This is a genomic window from Enterobacter sp. Tr-810 (assembly GCF_011752765.1).
Classification (GTDB): domain Bacteria; phylum Pseudomonadota; class Gammaproteobacteria; order Enterobacterales; family Enterobacteriaceae; genus Enterobacter; species Enterobacter soli.
Genome location: NZ_VWWW01000001.1, coordinates 803867 through 827033, shown reverse-complemented (window position 1 = coordinate 827033; position 23167 = coordinate 803867). Strand labels below are relative to the sequence as shown.

Annotated in this window: 25 protein-coding genes and 1 pseudogene; 6 read left to right on the top strand and 20 right to left on the bottom strand. The window is 50.0% G+C overall.

The annotated features are described in order from the left end of the window. Positions 1 to 175 precede the first annotated feature (175 nt). From F3J30_RS03990 to dgcQ, 3 genes are all read left to right on the top strand, one after another. Complete coding sequence (locus tag F3J30_RS03990) at positions 176 to 1090, top strand: DUF808 domain-containing protein (RefSeq protein ID WP_245551575.1); 915 nt, start codon at positions 176 to 178, stop codon at positions 1088 to 1090. Between the two features lie 78 nt (positions 1091 to 1168). Next, positions 1169 to 1351 (top strand): DUF2158 domain-containing protein, encoded by a 183-nt coding sequence (locus F3J30_RS03985; RefSeq protein ID WP_014070867.1) that lies wholly within the window; start codon positions 1169 to 1171, stop codon positions 1349 to 1351. Positions 1352 to 1465: 114 nt separating this feature from the next. Then, positions 1466 to 3166: a cellulose biosynthesis regulator diguanylate cyclase DgcQ gene (dgcQ, locus tag F3J30_RS03980; protein ID WP_166716018.1), complete on the top strand. Its 1701-nt coding sequence runs from the start codon at positions 1466 to 1468 to the stop codon at positions 3164 to 3166. On the opposite strand, the gene F3J30_RS03975 is transcribed toward dgcQ, so the two are convergent. Both F3J30_RS03975 and yodD read right to left on the bottom strand, forming a co-directional pair. Continuing rightward, positions 3151 to 3960 carry a mannosyl-3-phosphoglycerate phosphatase-related protein gene (locus F3J30_RS03975; RefSeq protein ID WP_166716015.1) on the bottom strand — a complete coding sequence of 270 codons (810 nt, stop codon included), beginning with the start codon at positions 3958 to 3960 and terminating at the stop codon, positions 3151 to 3153. The genes dgcQ and F3J30_RS03975 overlap by 16 nt on opposite strands. 302 nt (positions 3961 to 4262) lie before the next feature. Continuing rightward, positions 4263 to 4475, bottom strand: coding sequence for a YodD family peroxide/acid resistance protein (gene yodD, locus F3J30_RS03970; RefSeq protein ID WP_014070864.1), 213 nt, complete (start codon positions 4473 to 4475; stop codon positions 4263 to 4265). 127 nt (positions 4476 to 4602) lie between these two features. On the opposite strand from yodD, the gene dsrB reads away from it, so the two are divergent. Further along, on the top strand, positions 4603 to 4791 hold the full coding sequence (dsrB, locus tag F3J30_RS03965; RefSeq protein WP_014070863.1) for a protein DsrB: 189 nt from the start codon (positions 4603 to 4605) through the stop codon (positions 4789 to 4791). A 106-nt stretch (positions 4792 to 4897) separates the two neighbouring features. Here dsrB and rcsA read toward each other — a convergent pair whose 3' ends face one another. The 14 genes and pseudogenes from rcsA to fliF all read right to left on the bottom strand — a co-directional run bounded on the left by rcsA (position 4898) and on the right by fliF (position 16442). Further along, positions 4898 to 5521, bottom strand: coding sequence for a transcriptional regulator RcsA (rcsA, locus tag F3J30_RS03960; RefSeq protein WP_014070862.1), 624 nt, complete (start codon positions 5519 to 5521; stop codon positions 4898 to 4900). Between the two features lie 289 nt (positions 5522 to 5810). After that, a pseudogene (fliR, locus tag F3J30_RS03955) lies at positions 5811 to 6603 on the bottom strand (flagellar biosynthetic protein FliR); the annotation flags it as partial. A 7-nt stretch (positions 6604 to 6610) separates the two neighbouring features. Continuing rightward, positions 6611 to 6880, bottom strand: coding sequence for a flagellar biosynthesis protein FliQ (fliQ, locus tag F3J30_RS03950; RefSeq protein ID WP_014070860.1), 270 nt, complete (start codon positions 6878 to 6880; stop codon positions 6611 to 6613). Between the two features lie 11 nt (positions 6881 to 6891). Continuing rightward, positions 6892 to 7629, bottom strand: coding sequence for a flagellar type III secretion system pore protein FliP (gene fliP / locus F3J30_RS03945; RefSeq protein WP_014070859.1), 738 nt, complete (start codon positions 7627 to 7629; stop codon positions 6892 to 6894). Continuing rightward, the gene (fliO, locus tag F3J30_RS03940) at positions 7629 to 8003 is read right to left on the bottom strand and encodes a flagellar biosynthetic protein FliO (protein ID WP_014070858.1); all 375 of its coding nucleotides are present in this window, start codon (positions 8001 to 8003) and stop codon (positions 7629 to 7631) included. The genes fliP and fliO overlap by 1 nt, the downstream gene beginning before the upstream one ends. A gap of 2 nt (positions 8004 to 8005) precedes the next feature. Beyond that, on the bottom strand, positions 8006 to 8419 hold the full coding sequence (fliN, locus tag F3J30_RS03935; protein ID WP_166716013.1) for a flagellar motor switch protein FliN: 414 nt from the start codon (positions 8417 to 8419) through the stop codon (positions 8006 to 8008). Further along, positions 8416 to 9420 carry a flagellar motor switch protein FliM gene (gene fliM, locus F3J30_RS03930; RefSeq protein WP_014070856.1) on the bottom strand — a complete coding sequence of 335 codons (1005 nt, stop codon included), beginning with the start codon at positions 9418 to 9420 and terminating at the stop codon, positions 8416 to 8418. The genes fliN and fliM overlap by 4 nt, the downstream gene beginning before the upstream one ends. 4 nt (positions 9421 to 9424) lie before the next feature. Beyond that, the gene (gene fliL / locus F3J30_RS03925) at positions 9425 to 9895 is read right to left on the bottom strand and encodes a flagellar basal body-associated protein FliL (RefSeq protein ID WP_166716010.1); all 471 of its coding nucleotides are present in this window, start codon (positions 9893 to 9895) and stop codon (positions 9425 to 9427) included. Between the two features lie 106 nt (positions 9896 to 10001). Then, complete coding sequence (gene fliK / locus F3J30_RS03920) at positions 10002 to 11240, bottom strand: flagellar hook length control protein FliK (protein WP_166716007.1); 1239 nt, start codon at positions 11238 to 11240, stop codon at positions 10002 to 10004. Continuing rightward, positions 11237 to 11680: a flagellar export protein FliJ gene (gene fliJ, locus F3J30_RS03915; protein ID WP_014070853.1), complete on the bottom strand. Its 444-nt coding sequence runs from the start codon at positions 11678 to 11680 to the stop codon at positions 11237 to 11239. Before fliJ ends, fliK begins: the two co-directional genes overlap by 4 nt. Before the next feature lie 21 nt (positions 11681 to 11701). After that, entirely contained in the window at positions 11702 to 13072 is a 1371-nt protein-coding gene (gene fliI / locus F3J30_RS03910) for a flagellar protein export ATPase FliI (protein WP_014070852.1), read from the bottom strand. After that, on the bottom strand, positions 13072 to 13779 hold the full coding sequence (gene fliH / locus F3J30_RS03905; RefSeq protein WP_166716004.1) for a flagellar assembly protein FliH: 708 nt from the start codon (positions 13777 to 13779) through the stop codon (positions 13072 to 13074). The genes fliI and fliH overlap by 1 nt, the downstream gene beginning before the upstream one ends. Then, entirely contained in the window at positions 13772 to 14770 is a 999-nt protein-coding gene (gene fliG / locus F3J30_RS03900) for a flagellar motor switch protein FliG (RefSeq protein ID WP_166716001.1), read from the bottom strand. The genes fliH and fliG overlap by 8 nt, the downstream gene beginning before the upstream one ends. Continuing rightward, positions 14763 to 16442, bottom strand: coding sequence for a flagellar basal-body MS-ring/collar protein FliF (gene fliF, locus F3J30_RS03895; protein WP_166715997.1), 1680 nt, complete (start codon positions 16440 to 16442; stop codon positions 14763 to 14765). The genes fliG and fliF overlap by 8 nt, the downstream gene beginning before the upstream one ends. Before the next feature lie 228 nt (positions 16443 to 16670). Between fliF and fliE the strand changes: the two genes are divergently transcribed. Next, the gene (gene fliE / locus F3J30_RS03890) at positions 16671 to 16985 is read left to right on the top strand and encodes a flagellar hook-basal body complex protein FliE (protein ID WP_014070848.1); all 315 of its coding nucleotides are present in this window, start codon (positions 16671 to 16673) and stop codon (positions 16983 to 16985) included. 162 nt (positions 16986 to 17147) lie between these two features. Here fliE and F3J30_RS03885 read toward each other — a convergent pair whose 3' ends face one another. From F3J30_RS03885 to F3J30_RS03875, 3 genes are read right to left on the bottom strand one after another with little or no spacing between them, the layout of a single operon-like run. Next, a complete protein-coding gene (locus F3J30_RS03885; protein WP_166715994.1) occupies positions 17148 to 18617 on the bottom strand; it encodes a hypothetical protein in 1470 nt (489 codons plus the stop codon). A 16-nt stretch (positions 18618 to 18633) separates the two neighbouring features. Continuing rightward, on the bottom strand, positions 18634 to 19545 hold the full coding sequence (locus F3J30_RS03880; RefSeq protein ID WP_166715991.1) for a glycosyltransferase family 2 protein: 912 nt from the start codon (positions 19543 to 19545) through the stop codon (positions 18634 to 18636). Continuing rightward, a complete protein-coding gene (locus F3J30_RS03875) occupies positions 19542 to 19904 on the bottom strand; it encodes a GtrA family protein (protein WP_166715989.1) in 363 nt (120 codons plus the stop codon). The genes F3J30_RS03880 and F3J30_RS03875 overlap by 4 nt, the downstream gene beginning before the upstream one ends. Before the next feature lie 477 nt (positions 19905 to 20381). On the opposite strand from F3J30_RS03875, the gene F3J30_RS03870 reads away from it, so the two are divergent. Further along, on the top strand, positions 20382 to 21353 hold the full coding sequence (locus F3J30_RS03870; protein WP_166715986.1) for an acyltransferase family protein: 972 nt from the start codon (positions 20382 to 20384) through the stop codon (positions 21351 to 21353). 53 nt (positions 21354 to 21406) lie between these two features. Here F3J30_RS03870 and F3J30_RS03865 read toward each other — a convergent pair whose 3' ends face one another. Continuing rightward, entirely contained in the window at positions 21407 to 22540 is a 1134-nt protein-coding gene (locus F3J30_RS03865) for an acyltransferase (protein ID WP_166715984.1), read from the bottom strand. Positions 22541 to 23167: the final 627 nt, after the last annotated feature.

Sequence of the window (23167 nt, the reverse complement as noted above, 5' to 3'; positions counted from 1 at the left end):
AGTCCCTCACGACGGAATAAAAAGGTCGCTGATAGTAAACGTGAAAACTATCTCGCTGGCGAGCCCTTTAATTGTGTAGTTGATGTGAATTTTTTGTTGACTTGAGGTGCCTGTTTCAGGGTTTTCGCTTTTGCTCCATACTATTCACTTAATTACCAAAAAAAGAAGGATAGAGATTTTGGCAGGAAGTAGCTTGTTAACATTGCTGGACGATATTGCCACCTTGCTGGATGACATTTCGGTCATGGGAAAACTGGCGGCAAAAAAGACCGCTGGCGTCCTGGGGGATGATTTATCGCTGAATGCTCAGCAGGTGACCGGGGTGCGGGCAAACCGCGAATTGCCGGTTGTCTGGGGCGTGGCAAAGGGATCTTTTATTAACAAAGTGATCCTGGTGCCGCTGGCACTGCTGATCAGCGCATTTATTCCGTGGGCCATTACGCCACTGCTGATGGTGGGGGGCGCGTTTCTCTGTTTTGAGGGCGTGGAAAAAGTCCTGCATTCATTTGCGTCACGAAAAGAAAATGAGACGCCACAGGCGCGCCAGCAACGTCTGGAGGCACTTGCCGCTCAGGACCCAACGGCTTTCGAGCGCGATAAGATCAAAGGCGCCATTCGCACTGACTTTATTCTTTCGGCGGAAATCGTGGCGATTACGCTCGGGATTGTCTCTGAGTCACCGTTGCTTAACCAGGTGTTGATCCTCTCCGGTATCGCCATTCTGGTGACCGTGGGGGTTTACGGCCTGGTGGGCGTTATCGTCAAACTGGACGATATGGGTTACTGGCTGGCCGAGAAATCGAGTGTCATCGCCCAGGCTATTGGCAAAGGGCTGCTGGTGCTGGCGCCGTGGCTGATGAAAATATTGTCTGTGGTGGGCACCCTGGCGATGTTCCTTGTGGGTGGTGGGATTGTGGTACACGGTATTGCGCCGCTTCACCACGCGATTGAACATTTTGCCTCGGCTCAGGGAGCCATTGCGGCGGCGGTTGTGCCAACCCTGTTAAATCTGGTACTGGGATTTATCATCGGTGGCGTGGTGGTCGCGGCGGTAAAACTGGTCGAAAAGATGCGTGGAACGTCGCACTAATTGTTACCTTCTTAAGGATGCAAAAAGGCCATTCCTCGTCTAAATTGAAACAGTTTCACCCTGATACAGGAGGCAGGTATGGTCTTTTTGGTCAGTGATGAAGTTAAGCCCAAGAATGGCGGTCCACGCATGATTGTCACCGGGTATTCCAGCGGAATGGTGGAGTGTCGGTGGCATGATGGTTACGGCATCAAGCGGGAGGCTTTTCGTGAGGACGAGCTATTGCCAGGTGAAGGCCGGCAAAAGCGCGACAAGGCTTAATCACGTAACGCCCGGCCTCGCCGGGCGTTTTTACAGATAAGCAGGTTAATCGTACTGCATGTTTCTGCGCCAGGGTTGGGGCGGAGGCTGTAGGGTGGCAATCAGGGAGTGTGTGTGCAGCGCGATACCTATGTGGTGAAACGAACCTTTCTGCAATGGCTGCATAAACGCAGCAATCCACGTTTGATTGTTAATCTCTGTTTTCTGGTGGTATTAGTCTTTTCCACGCTCCTCACCTGGCGTGAAGTGGTCGTGCTTGAGGGAGCGTATGTCTCCAGCCAGCGCAACCATCTGGAAACGGTCGCCACGGCGCTGGACAGACAGTTGCAGTTCAGCGTGGATAAACTGCTTTTTTTCCGCCACGGTATGCGTGATGCGCTCCATGTCCCCCTGGCATTCGGCGTATTACATGACGCGGTGCAGCGTTTCGACAGCCTGCGTAACATCCCTTCCTGGCAGATCGCCGTTGATAAAGACCGCACATTACCCATAAACGGCGTATCAGATGCTTTTGTAGAAAAAACCACGCTATTGAATCGCGATGACGATCTGTTGAACAACGAGCTTTCCGCTGCGCTTGAGGTGGGGTATTTGCTGCGTCTTGGCACCTCGGCGACACGTAAAGAAGAGCGGATTGTGTATGTATCACGTGCCGGGTTCTACCTTTCAACAGACACCACTTCCCGGACGGAAGATATCGTTCCTCGCTATTATCAGCTGGTGACTCAGCCGTGGTTTGTTCTGCAATCTGAGCGTGAAAATCGCGCGCGTGGAGTCCGTTGGTTTATCTCGTCCCCGTCAACCTGGACCAACGGTGAGAAAGCGATTACCGCCAGCGTGCCGATCTATTACGACCATTACTGGTACGGCGTTGTGGCGATGGATTTTGCCCTAAACACCATGAAACGTCTCCTGATGGATGCAACGTCCGATCACACGGAAGGGGAGTACCAGCTTTACGATACCCGACTCAACCTGATTGCCTCTTCAGAGCCCACCGTGGGCCGCATTAACCGTTTTGACGAACGTGAACTGGCGCAGATAGCTTATGATATTGAAAGCGATACTGAGGGCGGTGTCCGGCTGGGTAGTCGCTTTGTGAGCTGGGAAAGGCTGGATCACTTTGATGGCGTTGTCCTGCGTATTCATACGCTGCATGACGGCGTACGGGGCGATTTTGGCAGCATCAGTATCGTTCTGGCGTTGCTGTGGGCGCTCTTTACCGCCATGCTGCTGATCTCCTGGCTGGTGATCCGCCGCATGGTCAGTAACATGTATGCGCTCCAGCACACGTTGCAGTGGCAGGCGTGGCACGACCCGTTAACCCGTCTGAACAATCGCGGCGCACTCTTCGAACGCGCCAAAATCCTGGCGAAAAGCTGTGCGCAGCAGTCGCTGCCGTTCTCGGTTATCCAGATCGATCTCGATCACTTCAAGAGCATTAATGACCGCTTCGGCCATCAGGCCGGTGACCGGGTGTTGTCGCATTCTGCGGGGCTGATTGCTGGCGCGATACGCACCAACGATGTTGCCGGGCGCGTGGGTGGCGAGGAGTTTTGCGTGGTACTGCCCGGCATTGCTCTGGAAGAAGCGGCCGAGATAGCAGAACGCATTCGCTCACGCATCAACAGTAAAGAGATCCTGGTGAAAAAAAGCACCACCGTACGGGTCAGCGCGTCGCTTGGCGTAAGCTGCGCGCAGGAGAAAGGCAATTACGACTTCGAGCAACTCCAGTCTATCGCGGATGCCCGGTTGTATCGGGCAAAACAGCGCGGGCGTAATCAGGTGGTGTGTGACGATCAGGACAAGAAGTGATCCAGCCCTTCGTGCCAGCCAGCTGGCCCGGCGAGCCTGGTGTGATACACCCGGGCGGGATTATCATCTTTAAGCTGTACGCCCTGGCGGTTGATACCTTTGACCACCACGGCGAAGTCAACGCTGTCCAGAAGCGGGGCGTCATTGGGGCCATCGCCCAGCCCCAGCGTGGTAGGGGAGATACCTTCAAGCGCGCGGTATTGTTCAATTAACCAACTTACCGCCCGATCTTTCCCTTCACGCGCATCCAGTATGTGCCAGAAGCGGGCGCCCTGAACGAACTTTAGCCCCCGATGGGCGAGATCGTCTTCAAAGCGTGCCATCTGTTCATCGCTGTCGCGCCAGATAAGCGTAACGGAAGCTTCATGCCGGCGCGCTAGCGCCGCACGGGCGCGACTCAGGCCCGTCCACTCGCTGACAACGCGCTCGTCAACATCGTCAAAGGTGGTGAATTTGTAACCCTCTTGCTGGCGGAGCTGTTCGATGAAGTGGCGAATGTTGCTGTGCGATATACCTTTGATTAGCCTGGGTGCCGCCGGGTGGGCTTCCCAGCGTACATCCAGCTGGATCACCGCGCCGTTTTCAGCAATGAACGGTAATCCTTCAAGCCCCAGATCCTGCTGAATAGCAATCACTTCCGCTGCCGTCTTGCTGCTACAGAGAATCACCGGGATCTGATAGTCCTGGAGCCGGTCCAGCCAGGGCATCGCGGGTTGCCAGTCGTAGGTATGGATGTCCAGCAGCGTACCGTCAAGGTCAGTAAAAACCAGCAGGGTGTCCTGTAGTGAAGGCATAACAACTCCTGATAAAGGATTAGCAATTCTATTAAGAATATTCCTAAAAAAGAGCAAGGCGTCGAACGGTTTTGTTATGGAACCGATACCGTTAAACCCGCTGACAGCGCATGTTGGTACACATAACTAAAACGCACATTCTTACTAAGTTATATTTATATAGAGAATATTTCCTTGTCATACAAAATTGTTGGGGATAGTGTGGATGGCACATCAGATTTCCTGGTGTAACGAATTTTCAAGTGCTTCTTGCATAAGCAAGTTTCATCCCGGTCATCCCCATGACCGGGATTTTTTTCGCGTTAACGATTTATTTCCGTCACGCTAAAGTCGTGAATATCAAGCTCAAAGGCTTCGGCCAGCTCGCGATAGGTATGGTAATCCCGCCCGTTTACCATGACTCGCGTGGGGTCATCTTCCCGCCGGCGAACTTCACTCTCACTGATTTCATTAATGGCGGCGAGCAGGGCATCGACATTCACATCGATATCGCTCTTCTCATTTCCGGTCTTCATTACTTACACCTCATTCAACCCGTCCACTTTTAAGTATAGACCGCACACAAAAACGCCATTCACACCAGGTGCCGATGTCAGTTAATGAGATTTGTTCTACACTGGCTCAAAACCACAGGAGGAATGTATGAAGGTCAACGATCGGGTAACCGTCAAAACGGACGGTGGGCCGCGCCGCCCAGGCGTGGTGCTGGCAATAGAAGAGTTCAATGAAGGCACAATGTACCTGGTGTCACTGGAAGACTACCCGCTCGGTATCTGGTTCTTCAACGAACTGGGGCACCCGGATGGGATCTTTGTGGAAACGGCAGACTAATCGCGCGTCGGGCGGCAATCTGCGTGCCCGACATCTGGCTACACCCATGCAAAAATCTCTGGCCAGGCCAGAGATCACAGGTAGAGTACAAAAGGTAAAAAGCGGGTTAGCGCATGTTGACGAAAATACCGTTCGTCACATTATCGGTCAGGCGGACGACGTGGTAGATCACTTGCTTATTATGCGTTTTAATTTTCCTTTTAATATTTCCTTTATGTGACGATACCGTTTTTGCTTTGATATTCATTTGGTCAGAAATCTGAATTGTCCCTTGCCCAGCCATCCACATTTTTAACATACTTGATTCAGTTCTGCTTAATGATAGGGTCGGTAAGTTAACCGCTCCTACATTCTTAACTTCTTTATTCAAATAATCGCCCAGAATGTCATCAAGCGACTCTGGTTTAATCGACTTAGAACTGATCAATAAATTGTTTCGGACTAACAAATATTCATCGAAATGGATATTTGCGATCGCCATAAAAACAATAAACAGCGTTTTAGGATGCTGATTAATGATTTGCTTTATTTGCTGACTGTTGGCTGGATCGTGGATGAAACAGTCCTCATTAATAAACACCACGCCTGGCTTGAGTTCGTCACAAGCGGCTGCAAGTTCGTCAACGGTGTGTGCATCGTTGATTTCCCTCTTTCTTACCCCTCTGCTTGCCAGGTACCCGGTTAACCCTAGCCGGGTGTAACTGCATAAATCCATAATGATCGTTGACATGGCATACCCTCACTCAATGCGTAACGATAATTCACCATCTGCCTGAGAGCTCATAAACAGCCATACGGGATGGAAAAACATAATAAAACCTGTGAGCATGACAAAGACTTTCAGGCGAACTCACTATCCCGTAAAGTTACGTATAATTTGCCAGGAATCATCTTAAAGTAAAGTAAATATTAAGTATTGTGAGGTGGTTAGAAACAATTAAACCGCGTCAGATATATCCTGGAAGATGTTTTACAGGTTTTATTTTAGGAATATCCTCAGAAAGACAATGTAGACATTGCGGGTTATTATTTACGAGGCAGTTCACTGACAATATCCGCTAACAGGTTGAATATCTCGCTGAATAAATGTTCACAGAACGGAGCGATAAGTGGCATGAGTAATGACATTAATAAAATACCGACCGTCAGCGTCACCGGAAAACCGATGACAAATACCGATAACTGCGGTGCCATTCTGTTCAGTAACCCTAATGAGAGGTTAACTGTGAGCAGCAACGTAATGATCGGCAGCGCCAGCATCAGCCCGTTCAGGAAAATAAGCCCGGCGGCGCGCGTCAGCGCCAGGAACGCATTACTGTTGACCGGCGACTCGCCAATCGGCAGCGTGTGGAAGGTATCCACCAGCATCGAGATTAACCACAAATGCCCGTTGAAAGACAGGAACAACAGCATTGCCAGCAGGTCGATAATACGGGCCAGCACCGGCATGTTCAGGTGACTACCCGGGTCAACAAAGGTCGCGAAGGATAAGCCCATTTGCAGGCCAATCAGCTCGCCCGCGGTACGTACTGCCGCAAACGCAAGCTGCATGGTAAAACCGACGGCCACGCCAATCATCACCTGCTGCATGGCAACCCACAGCGCATTTGCCGACACAATAGGGATATTCACCGGCGGAAGCGAAGGGGCCACAATGATGGTAATGATGATGCCCAGCCCCACTTTGACCCGCTTGGGTACAGACTTTTCGCTAAGAATGGGGGCCGTTGAGATAAGCGCCATGATGCGAAGCATTGGCCAGAAGTAGACTCCCAGCCACTGAACCCACTGATCGCTTGTGATGTGCAGCATCGTGATATCAGCCGATGATATACGGCAGATTGGTAAACAAGTTACGCATGTAGTCCAGCAGCAAATTCAGCATCCACGGCCCGGCAACGATCATCGCCACGAAAACCGCGATGATTTTCGGGATGAACGACAGCGTCATTTCGTTAATCTGGGTGGCGGCCTGCAAAATACTGATGATAAGACCCGTCACCAGCGAAACAAGCAGCAGTGGAGCGGCAACGGCAATCGCGACTTTCATCGCCTCCGTGCCCATCATCATGACCGATTCTGGCGTCATTGCGGCGTACCTTAACTGTAGAAACTCTGTGCCAGCGAGCTGACCAGCAATTGCCAGCCATCAACCAGCACAAAGAGCATGATCTTAAAGGGCAGGGCAATGGTTGCCGGCGGCACCATCATCATACCGAGCGCCATCAGCACGCTCGCGATCACCAGGTCGATAATCAGGAACGGAATAAAGATGGTAAAACCAATCTGGAAAGCGGTTTTCAGTTCGCTGGTGACGTAGGCCGGCAGCAAAATGCGCATCGGCACGGCTTCCGGTCCCTGCAATTCACCGGTGTTTGCCAGGCGGGCAAACAAGGCCAGATCTGCTTCACGGGTCTGACGCAGCATAAATTCACGCAGTGGTTGCGCGCCTTTCTCCAGCGCATCCTGCATCGAAATCTTGTCTTCGCTGAACGGCTGATAGGCGTCGGTATAAATCTTGTCGATAACCGGCGACATAATGAAAAAGGTTAAAAACAGGGCTAAGCCCAGCAGCACCTGGTTAGGCGGTGCGGATGGCGTACCGAGCGCATTTCGCAGCAGGCCAAAGACGATGATGATGCGGGTAAAGCTGGTCATCATCAGCAGGATCGCCGGGATAAAGGTCAGCGAGGTGATGAACACCAGCGTCTGAACTGGAAGCGACCAGCTTTGACCGCCACCGGCGAGCGGGGTGGAGACAAGACCGGGTAGTTGCGCGTAAACGGAAGGTGCAAACAGGGCAATGCCCGCAAGCGTAAGGGATAACAAACGGCGCATCAGGATCTCCCGGAACGCTTAAGCAAACTCTTCATGACGGACTGAAAATCCGCTGGGGTCTCTGCATTCGCCTCGGCCGTCACCGGCGCAGGCGGCAGTTTATGCAATACATTGATGTTTGAAGCGGTTACGCCCAGCACCAGCCGCGCGTCTTCAACATCGACAATGACCACGCGTTCACGTGGCCCAAGCGTGGTGCTGGCGCTGACCTTAAGGCCGCGCCCGGCGGCGGTTTTACCCGCCACACCAAAGCGTTTCGCAATCCAGGCGATAATAAGAATAAAGGCAATAATACCAAACAGCGCGCCGCTCACCTGGAGCAGGGGCGAACCGGGTACGGCTGAGGGCTGCGATACTGTTGCCTCGGTTTTCATTCTTAACGGCTCAGACGACGCATACGTTCAGACGGAGTAATGATGTCGGTGATACGCACGCCGTATTTATCGGCCACCACCACAACTTCACCCTGGGCAATCAGATAACCGTTGATCAGGATATCCAGCGGCTCACCGGCCAGACCGTCCAGCGCCACCACGGAACCCTGCGTCAGGCGCAGCAGCTCTTTAATGGTCATGCGGGTACGACCCAGTTCCACGGTCAGCTTAACCGGGATATCCATAATCAGGTCGATATCCTGCAATGTGCCGCTGACGTCGCCGCCGCCTAATTGCTGGAATACCGCATCCGCCGCGTTTTTCGCCGGAGTGGATTGTTGCTCGTTTAACGCGTCAGCCCACAGATCGTCCAGTGCTCCGCTGTTCTCATCGGACGGATTGTTCATGTCACTCATTTGGGCTGTTCCTCATTCAGCGAATTCAATATCGGGTTGATCAAGTGTTCAACGCGTAATGCATACTGGCCGTTTACCGTGCCGTACTGGCTTGTCAGCACAGGCACGCCATCAACATGGGCAATAATGCGATCGGGTTTTTCTATCGGCAGAACGTCGCCGGGTTGTAATTTCAGGATCTGGGATAACCGCAGCGGGATATCAGCAAAACTCGCGATCAGCTCAAGCTGCGAGTGCTGAACCTGGCGCACCAGGTTTTCACGCCAGTTCTGATCTTCGTTACGCGAGTTCTCAAGCGGCGGGTTCACCAGCAGCTCGCGCAGCGGTTCAATCATGCTGAACGGCAGGCAGATGTTAAATTCGCCGGTCAGGTTGCCGATCTCGACGTGGAACGGCGTGTTGACGACGATATCGTTCGGCGAGGTGGTGATATTGGTAAATTTCACCTGCATCTCGGAACGCACGTACTCCACGTCCAGCGGGTTAATCGCTTTCCACGCGTCGCTATAGGACTCCAGCGCCAGCTTCAGCATTCGGTTAATAACGCGCTGTTCGGTGTGGGTAAACTCACGTCCCTCAACTTTCGTCGGGAAACGGCCATCACCACCAAACAGGTTATCGACCGCAATGAAGACCAGACTTGGCGAGAACACAACCAGCCCGGTGCCGCGCAGCGGTTTCAGATGAATAAGGTTAAGGTTGGTCGGCACCGGCAGGTTGCGGGCAAACTCATGATACGGCTGAATGCGGATCGCACCGACGGTGATATCCGGGCTACGACGCAGCAGGTTAAACAGCCCCATACGGAACTGACGTGCAAAACGTTCGTTGATGATCTCCAGCGCCTGAAGACGCTCGCGCACCACGCGACGCTGGGTATTCGGGTCATAGGGACGAATATTGTCATCGCCACTCAGACCCGGTTGCGGATCATCACTCTTATCGCTGTCGCCGTTAAGCAACGCATCGATTTCTGCCTGAGAAAGAATACTGTCGCCCATGTCGTTACCGCAGTATGAAGGCTGTATACAGAACGTCAGTGACTTCCTGCTTAGGTTGACCATTTACCAGCGGCGTGGCCAGCGTTTGTTTAATGGCATCGACCAGCTTCTGCTTACCGTCATCGGTGGCAAGCGTAGAAGCATCCTGACGAGAGAACAGCAGCAGAAGACGGCTACGCACTTCAGGAAGGTAATCGTTCAGACGAGAACGGGTGGCTTCGTCTTTCAGGCGCAGCGTGATGCCAACATAAAGCACACGATCCGCATCACCCAGGTTAACGGTGAAGGTATCCAGTGGGAAGAATACCGGCGCCGGTGGTGGTGGCGGTTCGGTCTTGGCCGTAGCAGAGGAGGGTTCCTGCTGCATACGCCAGTAACTATAGCCCGCGGTAGCGCAGGCGGCGAGCGTGATCAACACCAGCAGCGGGATCCAGATGGAACGCTTACTTTTTTTGGTGATAGCGGAGTCAGTCATCTGATACGAGCTTCCTGTTTCGGTACAGCTTAATAAGGTGATTATCCCGTGTCCGCCTTATCTCAAAGCGTGGAAAAGACGGGGATAATCACGTTACCTCTGGCGTTTAGGCGAAGATGTCTACAGCACTGTTTCCACGCGCGGCGGATTGCAGTGTGACAGGGGCTGGCAGTAGCTCATCGCTCTCTTCATTAAAGCCGCCCTGCTGGCCGGAACGCGAAGCCTGCTGTTGCTGCTGTGAGGCAGACTGCTGCTGGCCTGAGAAGCTTTCGCTGCTGACGCTGCTTTGTGAAAGCTGAATACCGTTCTCAGCAAGCGAAGTACGCAGAACCGGCAGCGCCGCTTCCAGTGCCGCACGTACGTGGCTGTGCGCAGACACCATCTGCAACTGCGCCTGGTTATCATCAAGCTTAATCGAAATTTGTACCTGGCCCAGATCTTCCGGGTGCAGGCGCAGCTCGGCCGTTTGTTGCCCTTGTCGGGTGAACAGGGTGATGTGCTGGCTCAGGGTCTGCTGCCACTCACTGGTGCCAAGCGGCTGGCTCAGTACCGGCGCGGTAGCGACCGTGGCGGCGGGCTGAGAGGTGGCCTGGCTGCTGACGATTGGCGCAAGCGTTGCCGTTGGGCTGGTGGAAGAAGACTGGCTTGCCAGGTCCTGCTTCTCAGCGGTAACGGCTACGGCGGGCGTCAGCGGAGCGTTAGCGGCCGATGCATCAGCGGTTTGCGGCTGAGGTGCGTACGCAAGCGCAGACTGTGCTTTTTCATGTGCACCCGAGGCGGTCGTCAGGGCCGGTTGTTGCCCGGTGCTGGTTTGTGCCAGAGAGGTGCCTGCCAGCACTTTCTCGGCCACGCCTTCAGTGCTGACGGCCTGGGTGGAAACCGGGGTTGCGGTCTGCTGATGCGGCAGCATTGCCATCAGCGCGCTTAATCCGGCCAGCTCTTCTTCGCTGAGGTCGGTTTTGCTGTCATCTTTGGCAGCCGTTGACGTCAGGCTTTTCAGGGCATCACTATGGGTTGCTGGCATCAGCCCGGAAACCAGGCTTTGCAGCGCGGTGGTTTGCGCAGTTTCATCCCCGGTAAGCGTGTCCTGGCGTGACAACAGATCGGCAATTTTTGCCTGAAGCGTGGTATCGCCGTCTTTATCCTGTGCGACTTTTGCCAGCTTGCTGCCGGCCGCTTTCAGGTCGGCAAGGGTCAGCGGCGCATCTTTACCTTGACCGGTGGTATCCGTCAGGGCGCCCGCCAGCAGGGAGAGAAAATCTTGTGCACCGTCGGTGCCTTTTCCCGTCTGCGTGCCGCCTGACAGGTCACTGTCGGTCATCAGCAGTTGTTGCAGTGTGATCATTCAGGTTTCCTCATTGATGCGCGCTGTGCAAACTCATCCATTTTTTTCTGGTCCAGGCGGTTCTCGGCGAGGGTAGTTGCTGCCACTTGCCGGTCCTGCAAGGTTTGCCATGCCTGGAGCCGCTGTTTTTTCTCGCGCCAAAAGTTCAGCGCCGTATCGACTTTTTGGGTCCACTGGTTAAGCTGCTGGCGATGCTGTTCAATCGCCTTTTCAAGCGTCTGGATAAACTGCTGATAGTTAATCCAGCGCTGGCTACCAATGCCCTGTGTCATGTCGGTATTGAGGTTGGTGCGATATTCATGCTGATAGTCGATCAACATCTTCAACTGTTCTTCAGCCTGCTGGCACCCGCGTCGCATTGCGCCAAGCTGCAATGCGGCATCATCAACTTCTTTTTCAGCCAGATCTTTTAGCGTTGATAACGCGCTGTTTTGCGCCATGACCTTCGCCCTCCACCTGTATTACACCTGCGGGAAAATCAGCTCCAGAGCCTGAATCGAATCGTCCCAGTCGGCGCGTTCAAAAATACCTTGTTGCAGGAATGCTTCCAGATGCGGCCACAGAGCAATCGCTTTGTCGAGCATCGGGTCGCTGCCTTTGGCATACGCCCCCACGCTCACCAGGTCGCGGTTACGCTGGAAGCTGGATAGCAGTTGTTTGAAGTTACGCACGCGGGCGTAGTGCTTCTCGGTAATCAGTGCCGTCATCGCACGGCTGATCGAGGCTTCGATATCGATAGCCGGATAGTGCCCGGCTTCAGCCAGACGACGGGATAACACAATGTGACCGTCAAGGATCGCACGCGCGGAGTCGGCAATCGGGTCCTGCTGGTCATCGCCTTCGGTCAGAACCGTGTAAAACGCGGTAATCGAACCGCCACCAGTGATGCCGTTACCCGCACGTTCAACCAGCGCTGGTAACTTGGCAAACACCGAAGGTGGATAGCCTTTGGTGGCTGGTGGCTCACCGATAGCCAGCGCGATTTCACGCTGCGCCATCGCATAACGGGTCAGGGAATCCATGATCAGCAGCACGTGCTGCCCGCGATCACGGAAATCCTCTGCAATACGGGTGGCGTAGGCTGCACCCTGCATACGCAGCAGCGGGGAAACATCCGCCGGGGCGGCGATCACCACCGAGCGGGCGCGGCCTTCAGCACCCAGAATATTTTCAATAAAGTCTTTTACTTCACGACCACGTTCACCGATAAGCCCCACGACGATAACGTCGGCCTGGGTGTAACGCGCCATCATGCCGAGCAGTACCGATTTACCCACGCCGGAACCGGCGAACAGACCCATACGCTGCCCGCGTCCGACGGTGAGCAGGGCGTTAATCGGGCGCACGCCGGTATCAAGCACATGTTCGATAGGCGTACGTTGCAGCGGGTTAAATGGCTGAGTGATCAGCGCCCCGGTTTCGGTGGTGTCAGGGGAGGGCAGACCGTCAAGCGGCTTGCCGCTCCCGTCCAGCACGCGGCCTAACAGCGCCGGGCCAAGCGGCAACTGTTTGCCACTTTGCAGACCATCGCCTGAGTTGTTTTTTGCATAGACGCGCGCGCCGGGCAGAATGCCTTCGACCTCTTCAAGCGGCATCAGGAACAGACGCTGACCGTTAAAGCCAACGACTTCACTTTCCACTTCGCGGGTTTCGATCCCGTCCTGACGTTCGATCACGCAGGTGGCGCCCAGCGGAAGCTGCAAGCCCGTGGCTTCGAGCACCAGGCCTGTAGCGCGGGTTAAACGCCCATAACGACGAACAGATGGCAGTTGCGCCATCTTCGTTTCGAAGTTATCAAGGGTGGTAAGCCAGCGAGTGAGGCGTGCGGTCATCAGACGACTCCCGGTGCCGCCAGGCGGCACAGTTCCTGCCAGCGGGTGGCGACGCTGGCATCCAGATCACCTTCATCCGCAGAGACTTTGCAGCCGCCGTGGTGTAAGGAAGGATCGCCGCGAAGACGCCAACCATGCAGACTGAGCGTGGCGCCGAGGCTCTCTTCCACACGCTGTAGATCGTCAGGATGAACGCGCAGCTGCGGTTTACCGCTGAACAATGGCTCCTGCTGAAGCAGGCCCTGAATTTGTTTGATCAGTGCCGAGTTATCTACCGTTGGCGTCTGGCCAATGACCTGACGCGCGGCTTCAAGCGCCATCTGCATCAGGCGCGAGGCAATCACGCTGTCAAGCGCATCAAGGGTGTGCTGGAATTCGCTGACCAGCTGCTGCATCCGGGCATGAAGCGGCGCCTGTTGCTGGCGCGCCTGTTCAATACCTTGCTCTAACCCTTTCGCCAGACCTTCCTGATAACCCTGCTCCTGGCCAGTCTGCCGTCCTTCATGTAAACCCGCGTTATACCCCTGTTCGTGCGCCTGCATTTGCATTTGCGCCAGCATCTGCGCACGTTGCTCTTCTTCGCTGAGCTCAGGGAGTTCTGTGCCTGTATCGCCCTCGTCGGGCGATATCATAGCCGGGGTAAACTCGGAAAGAGGAGGGGCCAGATCGTCGGGCGTCCAGCGCTTCCACGGCAGCTCATTAGACATACGTGTCTTCTCCGCTGCCAATCACCATCTCGCCGGTTTCTGCCAGACGACGAACAATAAGCAGGATGGCTTTCTGTTCGTTTTCCACCTGAGACAGACGCACCGGGCCACGGTTGGCAAGGTCGTCGCGCAGGATATCGGCTGCACGCTGAGACATGTTGCGCAGGAACTTCTCGCGCAGTGGCTGTTCGGCACCTTTGAGGGCGATAAGCAGCGATTCGGAGTCCACTTCCTGGAGCAGGCGCTGGATGCTGCGATCGTCCACTTCGACCAGGTTTTCGAACAGGAACATCTCGTCGATAATTTTCTGTGCCAGCTCGCCGTCGAACTCGCGAACCGCCGTAATAACCGCCTCTTCCTGCTGCGTTTTCATCAGGTTGATGATCTCTGCCGCCGTTCTCACGCCGCCCATTTTGCTGCGCTTGAGGTTCTGGCCATCGAGCAGGTTGTTCAGCACTTCGGTCAGTTCTGCCAGTGCCGCTGGCTGGACACCGCCAAAGGTAGCGATACGCAGCATCACATCGTGACGCAGACGTTCATCGAACAGCGCCAGAATATCGGCCGCCTGGCCACGTTTGAGGTGAACCAGGATGGTGGCGATAATCTGCGGGTGCTCGTCGCGAATAAGGTCGGCGGCACTCTGCGGCTCCATAAAGTTGAGCGTCTCGATACCGCTGGCGGTATCGCGGGTTTCCAGAATATCTTCCAGCAGGCTGGCGGCGCGTTCTTCGCCAAGCGCCTTGACCAGCACAGAGCGCAGGTATTCGTTAGCGTTGACATTGAGCGCGGCAAACTGCTCGGCTTCCTGCTCAAACTCAGCCAACACTTCGGTCAGCTGTTTATTGGAGATCTGACGAACGTTCGCCATTGCCGCACTGAGAATTTGCACTTCCCGCTGGGAGAGGTGTTTGAACACCTCTGCCGCGCGGTCTTCGCCAATGGTCATCAGCAGGATGACGCTTTTATCGGTACCTGTAAGCGTATTACTCATGTTCGTTACCCATCCAGCCGCGGATGACCAGCGCGACGACGCGCGGATCGTTATCTGACATTTCGCGAATACGTTGACTCATTACCTCAGCACCCATGCGCTGATTAGCACGACGCTGCTGCATTTGTTCGTCTTTGCTCAGGCGAACTTCAACGGCTTCTTCCACTTCCTGACGCGTATTCATGAGCTCCTGAGCGGCTTTAGCTTCTTCCGCGCGGCGCGTCAGCTGCGGACGAATCGCTTTACGCCACAGCAGCCACGCGACAATCAGAACCAGCAGCCAGCGACCGGCAGACATCAGCTGATCGATAAACGCCTGCTGTTGCCAGAACGGCAGTTCGCCACCTGTCTCATCAACCGAGTTGAACGGAGAGTTCACCACGTTGAGGGTATCGCCACGCTTCTCGGAGTAACCCATTGCTTCACGAGTCAGGTCTTCGATCTGCTTCATTTGTTCGGCGGTCAGCGGCAGCGGTTTGCCGTCTGGCAGCGTTTTGTAGTTTACAACCACGGCAACAGAAAGACGTTGTACATCACCCACGTTCAGCTTGGTGTGGCGAATGGTACGGTCGACTTCGTAGTTGGTCGTTTCATTACGGCTACTGGTACGTGGGCCAGAGGACGTGTTTGAAGAGGTCGTTTGCTGATTCGTTTGTTGACCGTTCTGCTGGTTTGCCGGCGGAGTCGAAATTGGCGCAGCGTTAGCCGGAGCAGGCTGGTTAGACAGTGCGCCTGGCACGCCACCCGGGTATGGACCGCCCACTTGCTCGTTTTCATTAACCTGGCGAGAACGCATCACGGCCTGAGCAGGATCGCCATTCGGGCTGTACTGTTCTTCCGTTTGTTCTTTATTGGCGAAGTCAATCTGAGCGGTAACCTGCGCATGGACGTTGGAATTCCCCACGACCGGGCCAAGAATGGCTTCAATACGGCGTTGCAGACGGCCTTCGACATCGGCAGCATATTTCAGCTGCGCGTCATTTAAGTCGCGACCGGCGCTGTTGTTCTGCGTCAGCAGATGGCCACTCTGATCAACCAGAGTCACGTTACCTGGTGGCAAACCCGCAACGGCGCTGGAGACCAGATGCGTTACCGCGCTGATTTGCCCCTCATCCAGCGCGCGGCCAGGTTCGAGGTTAACAGTCACAGAAGCAGACGGGGATTTTTGTTCACGAACAAACAGAGAAGGTTTCGGCATGGCGAGGTGCACACGGGCACTTTTCACCGGGCCTAATGTTTCAATGGTGCGGGCCAGTTCACCTTCCAGCGCACGCTGGTAGTTAACCTGCTCGCTGAACTGGCTGATACCGAATTTTTCCTGGTCCAGCAGCTCAAAACCTACCGCGCCACCTTTTGGCAGGCCCTGCTGCGCGAGACGCAGACGCAGTTCGTGCACTTTATCCGCGGGAACCTCAAGCGCACCGCCGTTATCGGCGAAGCGATAAGGGATGTTCATCTGGGTAAGTTGGGTGACGATGGCACCGCCATCCTGGTCGGAAAGGTTACTGTAGAGCGTGCGGTAGTCAGGGCTTTTCGCCCACAAGACCATCGCGACAATAATCGCAATTGCGGCAGCGCCTGCCACGATCAACGGGATTTTAGGATTCGCGCGAAGGCGGTTCATCCACTCTAGTGATTTAGTCTGCGGTGCTGTCGATGCTGTCGCACTCATTGCGCACCTCTTAAATCCTGGTGGGTTACGTTATTCGTGTAGAGAAACAAAACTGACTCCCGGGTCGGCAAACACGACAAAAGTTCCATACTGATGGCCCTGCCATTATTTGATGATTCGGGATTTTCTATGCGTCAAATAACCTGGTTTTTTTACGCTATTTACCGCCTTTATCTTATTGACAAGCTGTTAGTCTTGACCGCGTAAAAAACCATCCAGGGGAAAGTCATGGCTATACAGGGCATTGAAGGGGTGATCAGTCAGTTGCAGGCAACGGCGATGACGGCACGTAATCAGAGCGTGGCAGAAGAACAGCCGACCATCAGCTTTGCGGGGCAACTGCACGCCGCTCTTGACCGTATCAGCGATACCCAGACCGCTGCGCGTACACAGGCGGAGAAGTTCAGTCTGGGTGAACCGGGCGTGGCGCTTAACGATGTGATGACCGATTTGCAAAAAGCATCTGTGTCGTTGCAGATGGGGATTCAGGTAAGGAATAAGCTGGTTTCTGCGTACCAGGAAGTGATGGGGATGCAGGTTTAGGTTATCTAACCTAATGATATTAATATTTATTAATCATCCCTGTAGTGCATGGGTAGGAATAAATATCTATAGCGGTAATACTATCACGTAACTACCGCTCAGGATAAAAGATTTGCGAGATAAAACAATAAAGACAATCGGCATATGCCGATTGTCTTTATTTTAATGAACATCAAATTCAATATTCTTTCTTCTGTCTGGCTGTATTGTGATAGTAATATTTTTATCAATTACACCATTAGACTTTAATGTCCATGAAATTTCTCTTGATCTGGTTATCGGTATTGGCCAGTTGTCATCGCCATCAAATTTAGGAACATAAAGAATCATTTCTCTTTTGTTTTCTGACAAAGCAGCCTGAATCTGCTCAATCATATCCTGTGTGACAGCATTGGCTTTATGATATGTCAGTGAGTTGCTCTGTGGCTCTTTCAAAGAATAAGACTGATTAGTGCTGGCGTTAATAAGCATAAATATGATTACTGGTGAAAGATAGCTTGCATGGTTTGACCTGAAAAGCAATGAAAATCCAAATGAAGAGAGTGCTGTCATATACATGAACACCCCCCACATCACAACGGGTTTACCAACATATCCTGCACTTGATTTTGCGCTTATAAGAATTAACGCCGTAAGTATTAAAATTGATGAGATAAGGCAAATCAGAACAATTTTCTTTTCCTGAATCTTGAATTTACCACTGGCGAAAAATCCAAATATACAGGCTGTAAAGCCAACAACAAATACAGTAATGAATGTTCCATTCATTTGTGAAAGCAGAGACAACGCACTATCAACCGCGCCAGATATATCTAGCGATGACTTACCCATCCTTTCTGCTCTTCCACCATTAGACTCAAAGATGGCCGATACAACCCACATCATCAGTACCAGAACATGTAGAGGGTAAGCCTTGATTGTGTCAATAATTTTGTATCTAGACACAAATAAATTAACAAAAAGGACAGAGCCGCATGTTACAGCCAGGATGACGCTAGAAAAAATATTAGAATAAATTGATAAATATATAGAAAGTAAAATGAATCCAGATAGAACAGGGTTGGTTGATAAGTATCCTTTTAATTCACGACCATTACGCAGAAAGTAAAGTGTAACAGAGCCATTGATCAGCGCTGGGAATAAATAGTGATAATAGCACGTCATGTTTTGCTCCCATAACATATAAGTGCTTTTACTATCATTAAGAGTCCTGAACAAGCCAAACAGGCATAGGTAATGGAAAATGGCAATAACAAGCCCTGAATACTGAGAACAATGCATCTTCTCAATAGTGAAAAGATAAAACTGCCGCAAATAAACCACGACAAGCACCGCTATCAGTGCGGCGGTGAAAAATGTAGCAGATTGAAGAAATGTCAGGCCAAAAGGCGTTAGCGCAAAGGACGCTACGTTAATAAGGAGAGGGAATGATACCTCCGGTACGACTTTGATCGGGTTAAAACCATGCCATTCAGGCCATGCTTCACGCCCAAGTGACAAATTAAACCATTCATCGCCATTAAAAATTGTTGTCGGGTGAATGAAACCAAAAAAAACAAAAACTGATAACAACACAAAAAGATAGAATAACCACTCTTCCTTACAATCTATAAATCCCTTCGCCTTTATCATCACATCCTCCCAGTAATTATTTCTTCAAAACATATCGAGGGCGGTTTTTGACCTCAACATAAATCCTGCCAATGTACTCGCCAAGAACCCCAATCCCAATCAACTGAACTCCACCGAGGAAGAGTATTGACACCAGCATAGAAGGGTATCCGCGCACTGGGTTTCCGAATGCCAGGGTATCTAAAATCATCCATGCGCCGTAAATAAATGCCATACCGGCAACTAACAAACCGATATAAGTCCACATGCGCAATGGGAAGGTTGAGAAGCTCGTTATTCCTTCAAGAGCTAAGTTCCATAACTTCCAGCCATTGAACTTGCTATTGCCTGCAACACGCTCAGCCCTGGCATAATCAACAACATCTGTACGCCCACCAACCCAACTCAGAACACCCTTCATAAACAGGTTCCGTTCTGGCATGAGTTTGATGTTTTCAACCACTTCACGAGACATCAGGCGAAAGTCCCCAACGTTCTCCTCAATCTGAGGGTTACTTATTTTGTTGTGGAGTTTATAGAACCACTCAGCGGTCTTTCTCTTTAGTCTTCCATCAGTAGAGCGATCGGTTCTTTTAGCCAATACCATATCTGCCCCTGATTGCCATTTTTTAATCAGGTGCGGAATTACCTCTATAGGATCTTGCAGGTCAACGTCGATCGGAATAATCGCTTCACCAGTAGCGTGATCAAGTCCAGCGAACAGGGCTGGCTCCTTACCAAAATTGCGTGTGAATGAAAGTGGAACAACAAGCGGATCTGCGATAGCAAGCGCTTTAATGATAGATTCTGTCGCATCTTTGCTGCCGTCATTTATGAAGACTATCTCGACTTCATGCTGCTTTAACTCTTCAAACTCCCGTACCGTTTTATAGAAGATTGGAATTGCTTCCTCTTCATTAAATACCGGAACGATCAGAGAAATTTTCATTTCGCATCCCTAAAGACAATGAATTTTGAGTATATGAACCCGACAACCAAACTGAATCCAGAAAACGCTATCAAAGTAACAATTGGCGGTGTCCCGATAAAATCAGCGGTATACCCGGTCATAGCGGCCATGGCACCCATAAATACTACAAACGCCATGTAGCGGACCGAGGTAGCCTTTGATTTGAACGTCCATTTTGCGTTGGCGAAAAAACTAAACGTAACTGCAATGCAGAACGCGATTACGTTTGCCAGTGCCTGGCTTGTACCGAAGAAGTGAAACAGCACTCCAAAGCAAATCCAGTGCAGGGCTGTGTTGACAGCGCCAAGTGATACATAACGGCTAAATAGCTTCAACATGAGAAAAATCAGTAAATTCTGAAAAGTCGGGAGTTTAGCATCAGATGATCACTTGATCGACCCTCAATGTTGGCGATGGTGTGTATACCATGATGTATTGGAGCATCCTATGCCTGGAGCATATGAGATACAGACCACTTTCATCGAGGCCTTAACGTAAAATCGGAAAGGCTGCATCTGCCATCGCACAAATGACTTCATCGCCAGGTTCAGGGAAAAGAACTGACACTTCACCCTGCGTGATGCAAATCGGAAGATCAACCAATACCAGCAAGACTTTTCAGATATGACAACTGTTGGACGCGAGAATAGTTGGAAGGAAAGAGTATTGCCGCAAACAAGGTCTCGAAAATCATTTCTCTGTTGCAACATATACCATTAGCATTTGAGATTGAGTCACATGATGTGATTATCATTTGATTGGAAAAGCAAAAATTTGTAGCATCAACAGATAATTCTTAATTTGGTGTTCATAAAATGCGCAACAATGCATTGGATGCAGCGAAGCTTCTTGCTTGTTTCTTTATCATAGTAGTCCACGTGGGTAATTTCCCAGAGATGCCACAGCATTTTGGTGAGCTGTTCAGAGTGTCTTCAAGGTGGGCGCTTCCGTTCTTCTTTCTTGCTTCTGGTTACCTGATGGGCTCCTCCATGCATGAAGATTTGGGCAAAAAGCTTAACAAGCTTGTTAGTATTCTTTTCTGGTCCTCAATATTGTACATCCCAATTCTATATAGAATGATGCAGGGAGATGCATGGAGGATTATTGGGAAAGTTGTATCTAACGACACCCTTCATGGCGGAACATTCTTCCATTTGTGGTTTTTGAATGCGCTAATTCTTGGCGTTATATTAACAAATTATTTTATAAAAAATGTAAGCGTCAAGTTTTCTATATTGGTATCAACTGCCATTTTAGTAGCATGCTGGTATGGAGATATGGTTAAGTCACTGCACTATGAAATTTACATTTTTTACGCATTAAGAACTATGATAGCCTTTGCTCTTGTTTATCTCGGACATTACTTTGCCAAGAGTGGGGTACTTAAAAATATTCCAAATAAAATTTCATTAGCTACAATTTTATTTGGCGTGGTATTCATGGTCGGCGAGGTATACCAGCTTGGAGTTATTTACAAAGCTGATATGGTAGAAAGACAATTTCCACTATTCGCCACCCCAGTGTGTATTGCTCTGCTTAGCTTGTGTGTAAATACTAACGTTAGAGAGAATATAATATCAAATCTAGGCAGGGAGTATTCCCTTGGAGTTTATCTTTTACACCCTCTAATTCTTTACATACTTACTCACGATGTTGGTCAATATGTTGCTAACAATTCATTCTGTAAACTTATAATCAGCTTTATTTCATCAATTGTGATACTACTTATCGTTAAGACAATTATTCCAATAGCATATAGGAAACTTAACGGAATTGGAGTGAAGTAATCGATTGAATAGCCCCCCACAGTGGTGGTTGTCCAACATTGTGGGGGCTTCAATTACGTGGGCTCTTTTTCTAATACGTTATTATTTCCTTTAGTAGAAAGAAAATTAATGATTTTCTTTCCAGTAGTTATAAACCATTTTTCTATTGTGATGTGTGCGATGTAAGCAACTACTATGCAGACTACTAAGATTGAGAAAAATGAAATAACCCCTTTTGGGAAGTCATTGATCCCAGAGTTTTTTAGATAAATAGTATAATACTTAAGAACCATTGCATGTGTAAGATACAATGAATATGAAATATCTGAAAAAAATCTTGATATTTTAGACTTAAGCTTCATGCCTGTCATTTCTGACAACATAAGTGGTATAAATATGGCCGCAGCCACAATACCTTTCTCAGTAATCCCATGGCTATGAAGATCAACAAAGTACATCATTGACACGGCTATTATTGATAATGTCAGGAAAAATGATGAAACAGTGATGTTCTCACTTGTTCTAAGGACATTATAGAGATAATAGCATCCCATTCCGATAATGAATTCCAGCATCAGAGGAGAACCCAAAAGTGTCAAGAGAGGAGCGAATACTCCCATGTCTTCTCTATATGATGAAAAATGACCATATATAGATAATTCACCTTTAAACGAAAGTTGTATTATACTCATGGCCATGAGTAAAAGAATTGCAGTAATCAATCCTCTGTATTTATGATTAATACACATCCCAATATAAAATACAAAGTAGAACATTACCTCATATGCTATTGTCCATGCAGGGAACAACATATTATATCCAAAAAATGGAGCCTTATCAGCGTAGTTGTTTTGCATTAAAGTGGCCGAGTGTAGATAATTTAAATAACTATATCCAGAGTTATAAGTTAACCAGGCTATGGTTAAGCAGATGATAAAAAGAGGATAGATTCTAAAGAATCGTCGTATGACAAAACTTGAACGATAATTGTCCTCTTTATTTTTGGTGGCGTAACATATAATAAATCCGCTGATCATAAAGAATATATCAACACCAATGTTACCATTTCTAAAAAGATCCCGTCCCATTCCTGGCCAGAATGAGTAGGCTCCCATCAGAATACCTGCGATGTGATAAGCAACAACCAGAAGAGCTGCTGGACCTCTTAGTACTTCTATAAAATATATTTTATTCGATGTTTTGGTCATTTCGTAATCACTTATAATTATTAAAAACACACCATAACAAAGTTCTTAATGTGTGTTGGTTTATGCTAATGAGCGTATATTTTATTTTGAGTTTATTATATTGCTGGTGATATTTATTGATAGCTTCTTGAAAAATTCATAAGAAACTATGATAGAATTATTAATTCCAAATAATATTGTGTATGCTGTACGTATTTTGTTATTCATTAGCTGATTAAATGAATATGTTAGACGGTGTAGTTCTACAAAAAAACATGTCAACCCACGAAAAAATACTGTAGTTTTTTCATCTTTGCTGTTGTTCATAATCAAGAATTAATATTTGAAATATAATTTCCTTGTTGGTATTTGTAGTCCTACCAACGTAAATCTGAGTACGTCGGATTTATGAATCATCTTCTTTGAGACAATGATTAGCATTGTATCACCTGTTAGAAGTCGAGTCAGATAATTCTTAATGCTATCTACAAAAATTGGTAGTTCATAGTGATTGAAATGTCACGGCAGAAACAGTTCTCCCATGAGATATTAATATCTGGTTGAGATAATTTACTTTAAGCAGGATTTTTTGTTCCGTAATGCAAATTTATTTATTTTTAAATAAATGCAAGAATGGGGCATAAGAGT

Excerpts from the sequence above, each read along its gene's own strand:
- F3J30_RS03985 (WP_014070867.1), top strand. The coding sequence starts at position 1,169 with ATGGTCTTTTTGGTCAGTGATGAAGTTAAGCCCAAGAATGGCGGTCCA.
- F3J30_RS03975 (WP_166716015.1), bottom strand. The coding sequence starts at position 3,960 with ATGCCTTCACTACAGGACACCCTGCTGGTTTTTACTGACCTTGACGGT.
- yodD (WP_014070864.1), bottom strand. The coding sequence starts at position 4,475 with ATGAAGACCGGAAATGAGAAGAGCGATATCGATGTGAATGTCGATGCC.
- dsrB (WP_014070863.1), top strand. The coding sequence starts at position 4,603 with ATGAAGGTCAACGATCGGGTAACCGTCAAAACGGACGGTGGGCCGCGC.
- rcsA (WP_014070862.1), bottom strand. The coding sequence starts at position 5,521 with ATGTCAACGATCATTATGGATTTATGCAGTTACACCCGGCTAGGGTTA.
- fliQ (WP_014070860.1), bottom strand. The coding sequence starts at position 6,880 with ATGACGCCAGAATCGGTCATGATGATGGGCACGGAGGCGATGAAAGTC.
- fliP (WP_014070859.1), bottom strand. The coding sequence starts at position 7,629 with ATGCGCCGTTTGTTATCCCTTACGCTTGCGGGCATTGCCCTGTTTGCA.
- fliO (WP_014070858.1), bottom strand. The coding sequence starts at position 8,003 with ATGAAAACCGAGGCAACAGTATCGCAGCCCTCAGCCGTACCCGGTTCG.
- fliN (WP_166716013.1), bottom strand. The coding sequence starts at position 8,419 with ATGAGTGACATGAACAATCCGTCCGATGAGAACAGCGGAGCACTGGAC.
- fliM (WP_014070856.1), bottom strand. The coding sequence starts at position 9,420 with ATGGGCGACAGTATTCTTTCTCAGGCAGAAATCGATGCGTTGCTTAAC.
- fliL (WP_166716010.1), bottom strand. The coding sequence starts at position 9,895 with ATGACTGACTCCGCTATCACCAAAAAAAGTAAGCGTTCCATCTGGATC.
- fliK (WP_166716007.1), bottom strand. The coding sequence starts at position 11,240 with ATGATCACACTGCAACAACTGCTGATGACCGACAGTGACCTGTCAGGC.
- fliJ (WP_014070853.1), bottom strand. The coding sequence starts at position 11,680 with ATGGCGCAAAACAGCGCGTTATCAACGCTAAAAGATCTGGCTGAAAAA.
- fliI (WP_014070852.1), bottom strand. The coding sequence starts at position 13,072 with ATGACCGCACGCCTCACTCGCTGGCTTACCACCCTTGATAACTTCGAA.
- fliH (WP_166716004.1), bottom strand. The coding sequence starts at position 13,779 with ATGTCTAATGAGCTGCCGTGGAAGCGCTGGACGCCCGACGATCTGGCC.
- fliG (WP_166716001.1), bottom strand. The coding sequence starts at position 14,770 with ATGAGTAATACGCTTACAGGTACCGATAAAAGCGTCATCCTGCTGATG.
- fliF (WP_166715997.1), bottom strand. The coding sequence starts at position 16,442 with ATGAGTGCGACAGCATCGACAGCACCGCAGACTAAATCACTAGAGTGG.
- fliE (WP_014070848.1), top strand. The coding sequence starts at position 16,671 with ATGGCTATACAGGGCATTGAAGGGGTGATCAGTCAGTTGCAGGCAACG.
- F3J30_RS03885 (WP_166715994.1), bottom strand. The coding sequence starts at position 18,617 with ATGATAAAGGCGAAGGGATTTATAGATTGTAAGGAAGAGTGGTTATTC.
- F3J30_RS03880 (WP_166715991.1), bottom strand. The coding sequence starts at position 19,545 with ATGAAAATTTCTCTGATCGTTCCGGTATTTAATGAAGAGGAAGCAATT.
- F3J30_RS03875 (WP_166715989.1), bottom strand. The coding sequence starts at position 19,904 with ATGTTGAAGCTATTTAGCCGTTATGTATCACTTGGCGCTGTCAACACA.
- F3J30_RS03870 (WP_166715986.1), top strand. The coding sequence starts at position 20,382 with ATGCGCAACAATGCATTGGATGCAGCGAAGCTTCTTGCTTGTTTCTTT.
- F3J30_RS03865 (WP_166715984.1), bottom strand. The coding sequence starts at position 22,540 with ATGACCAAAACATCGAATAAAATATATTTTATAGAAGTACTAAGAGGT.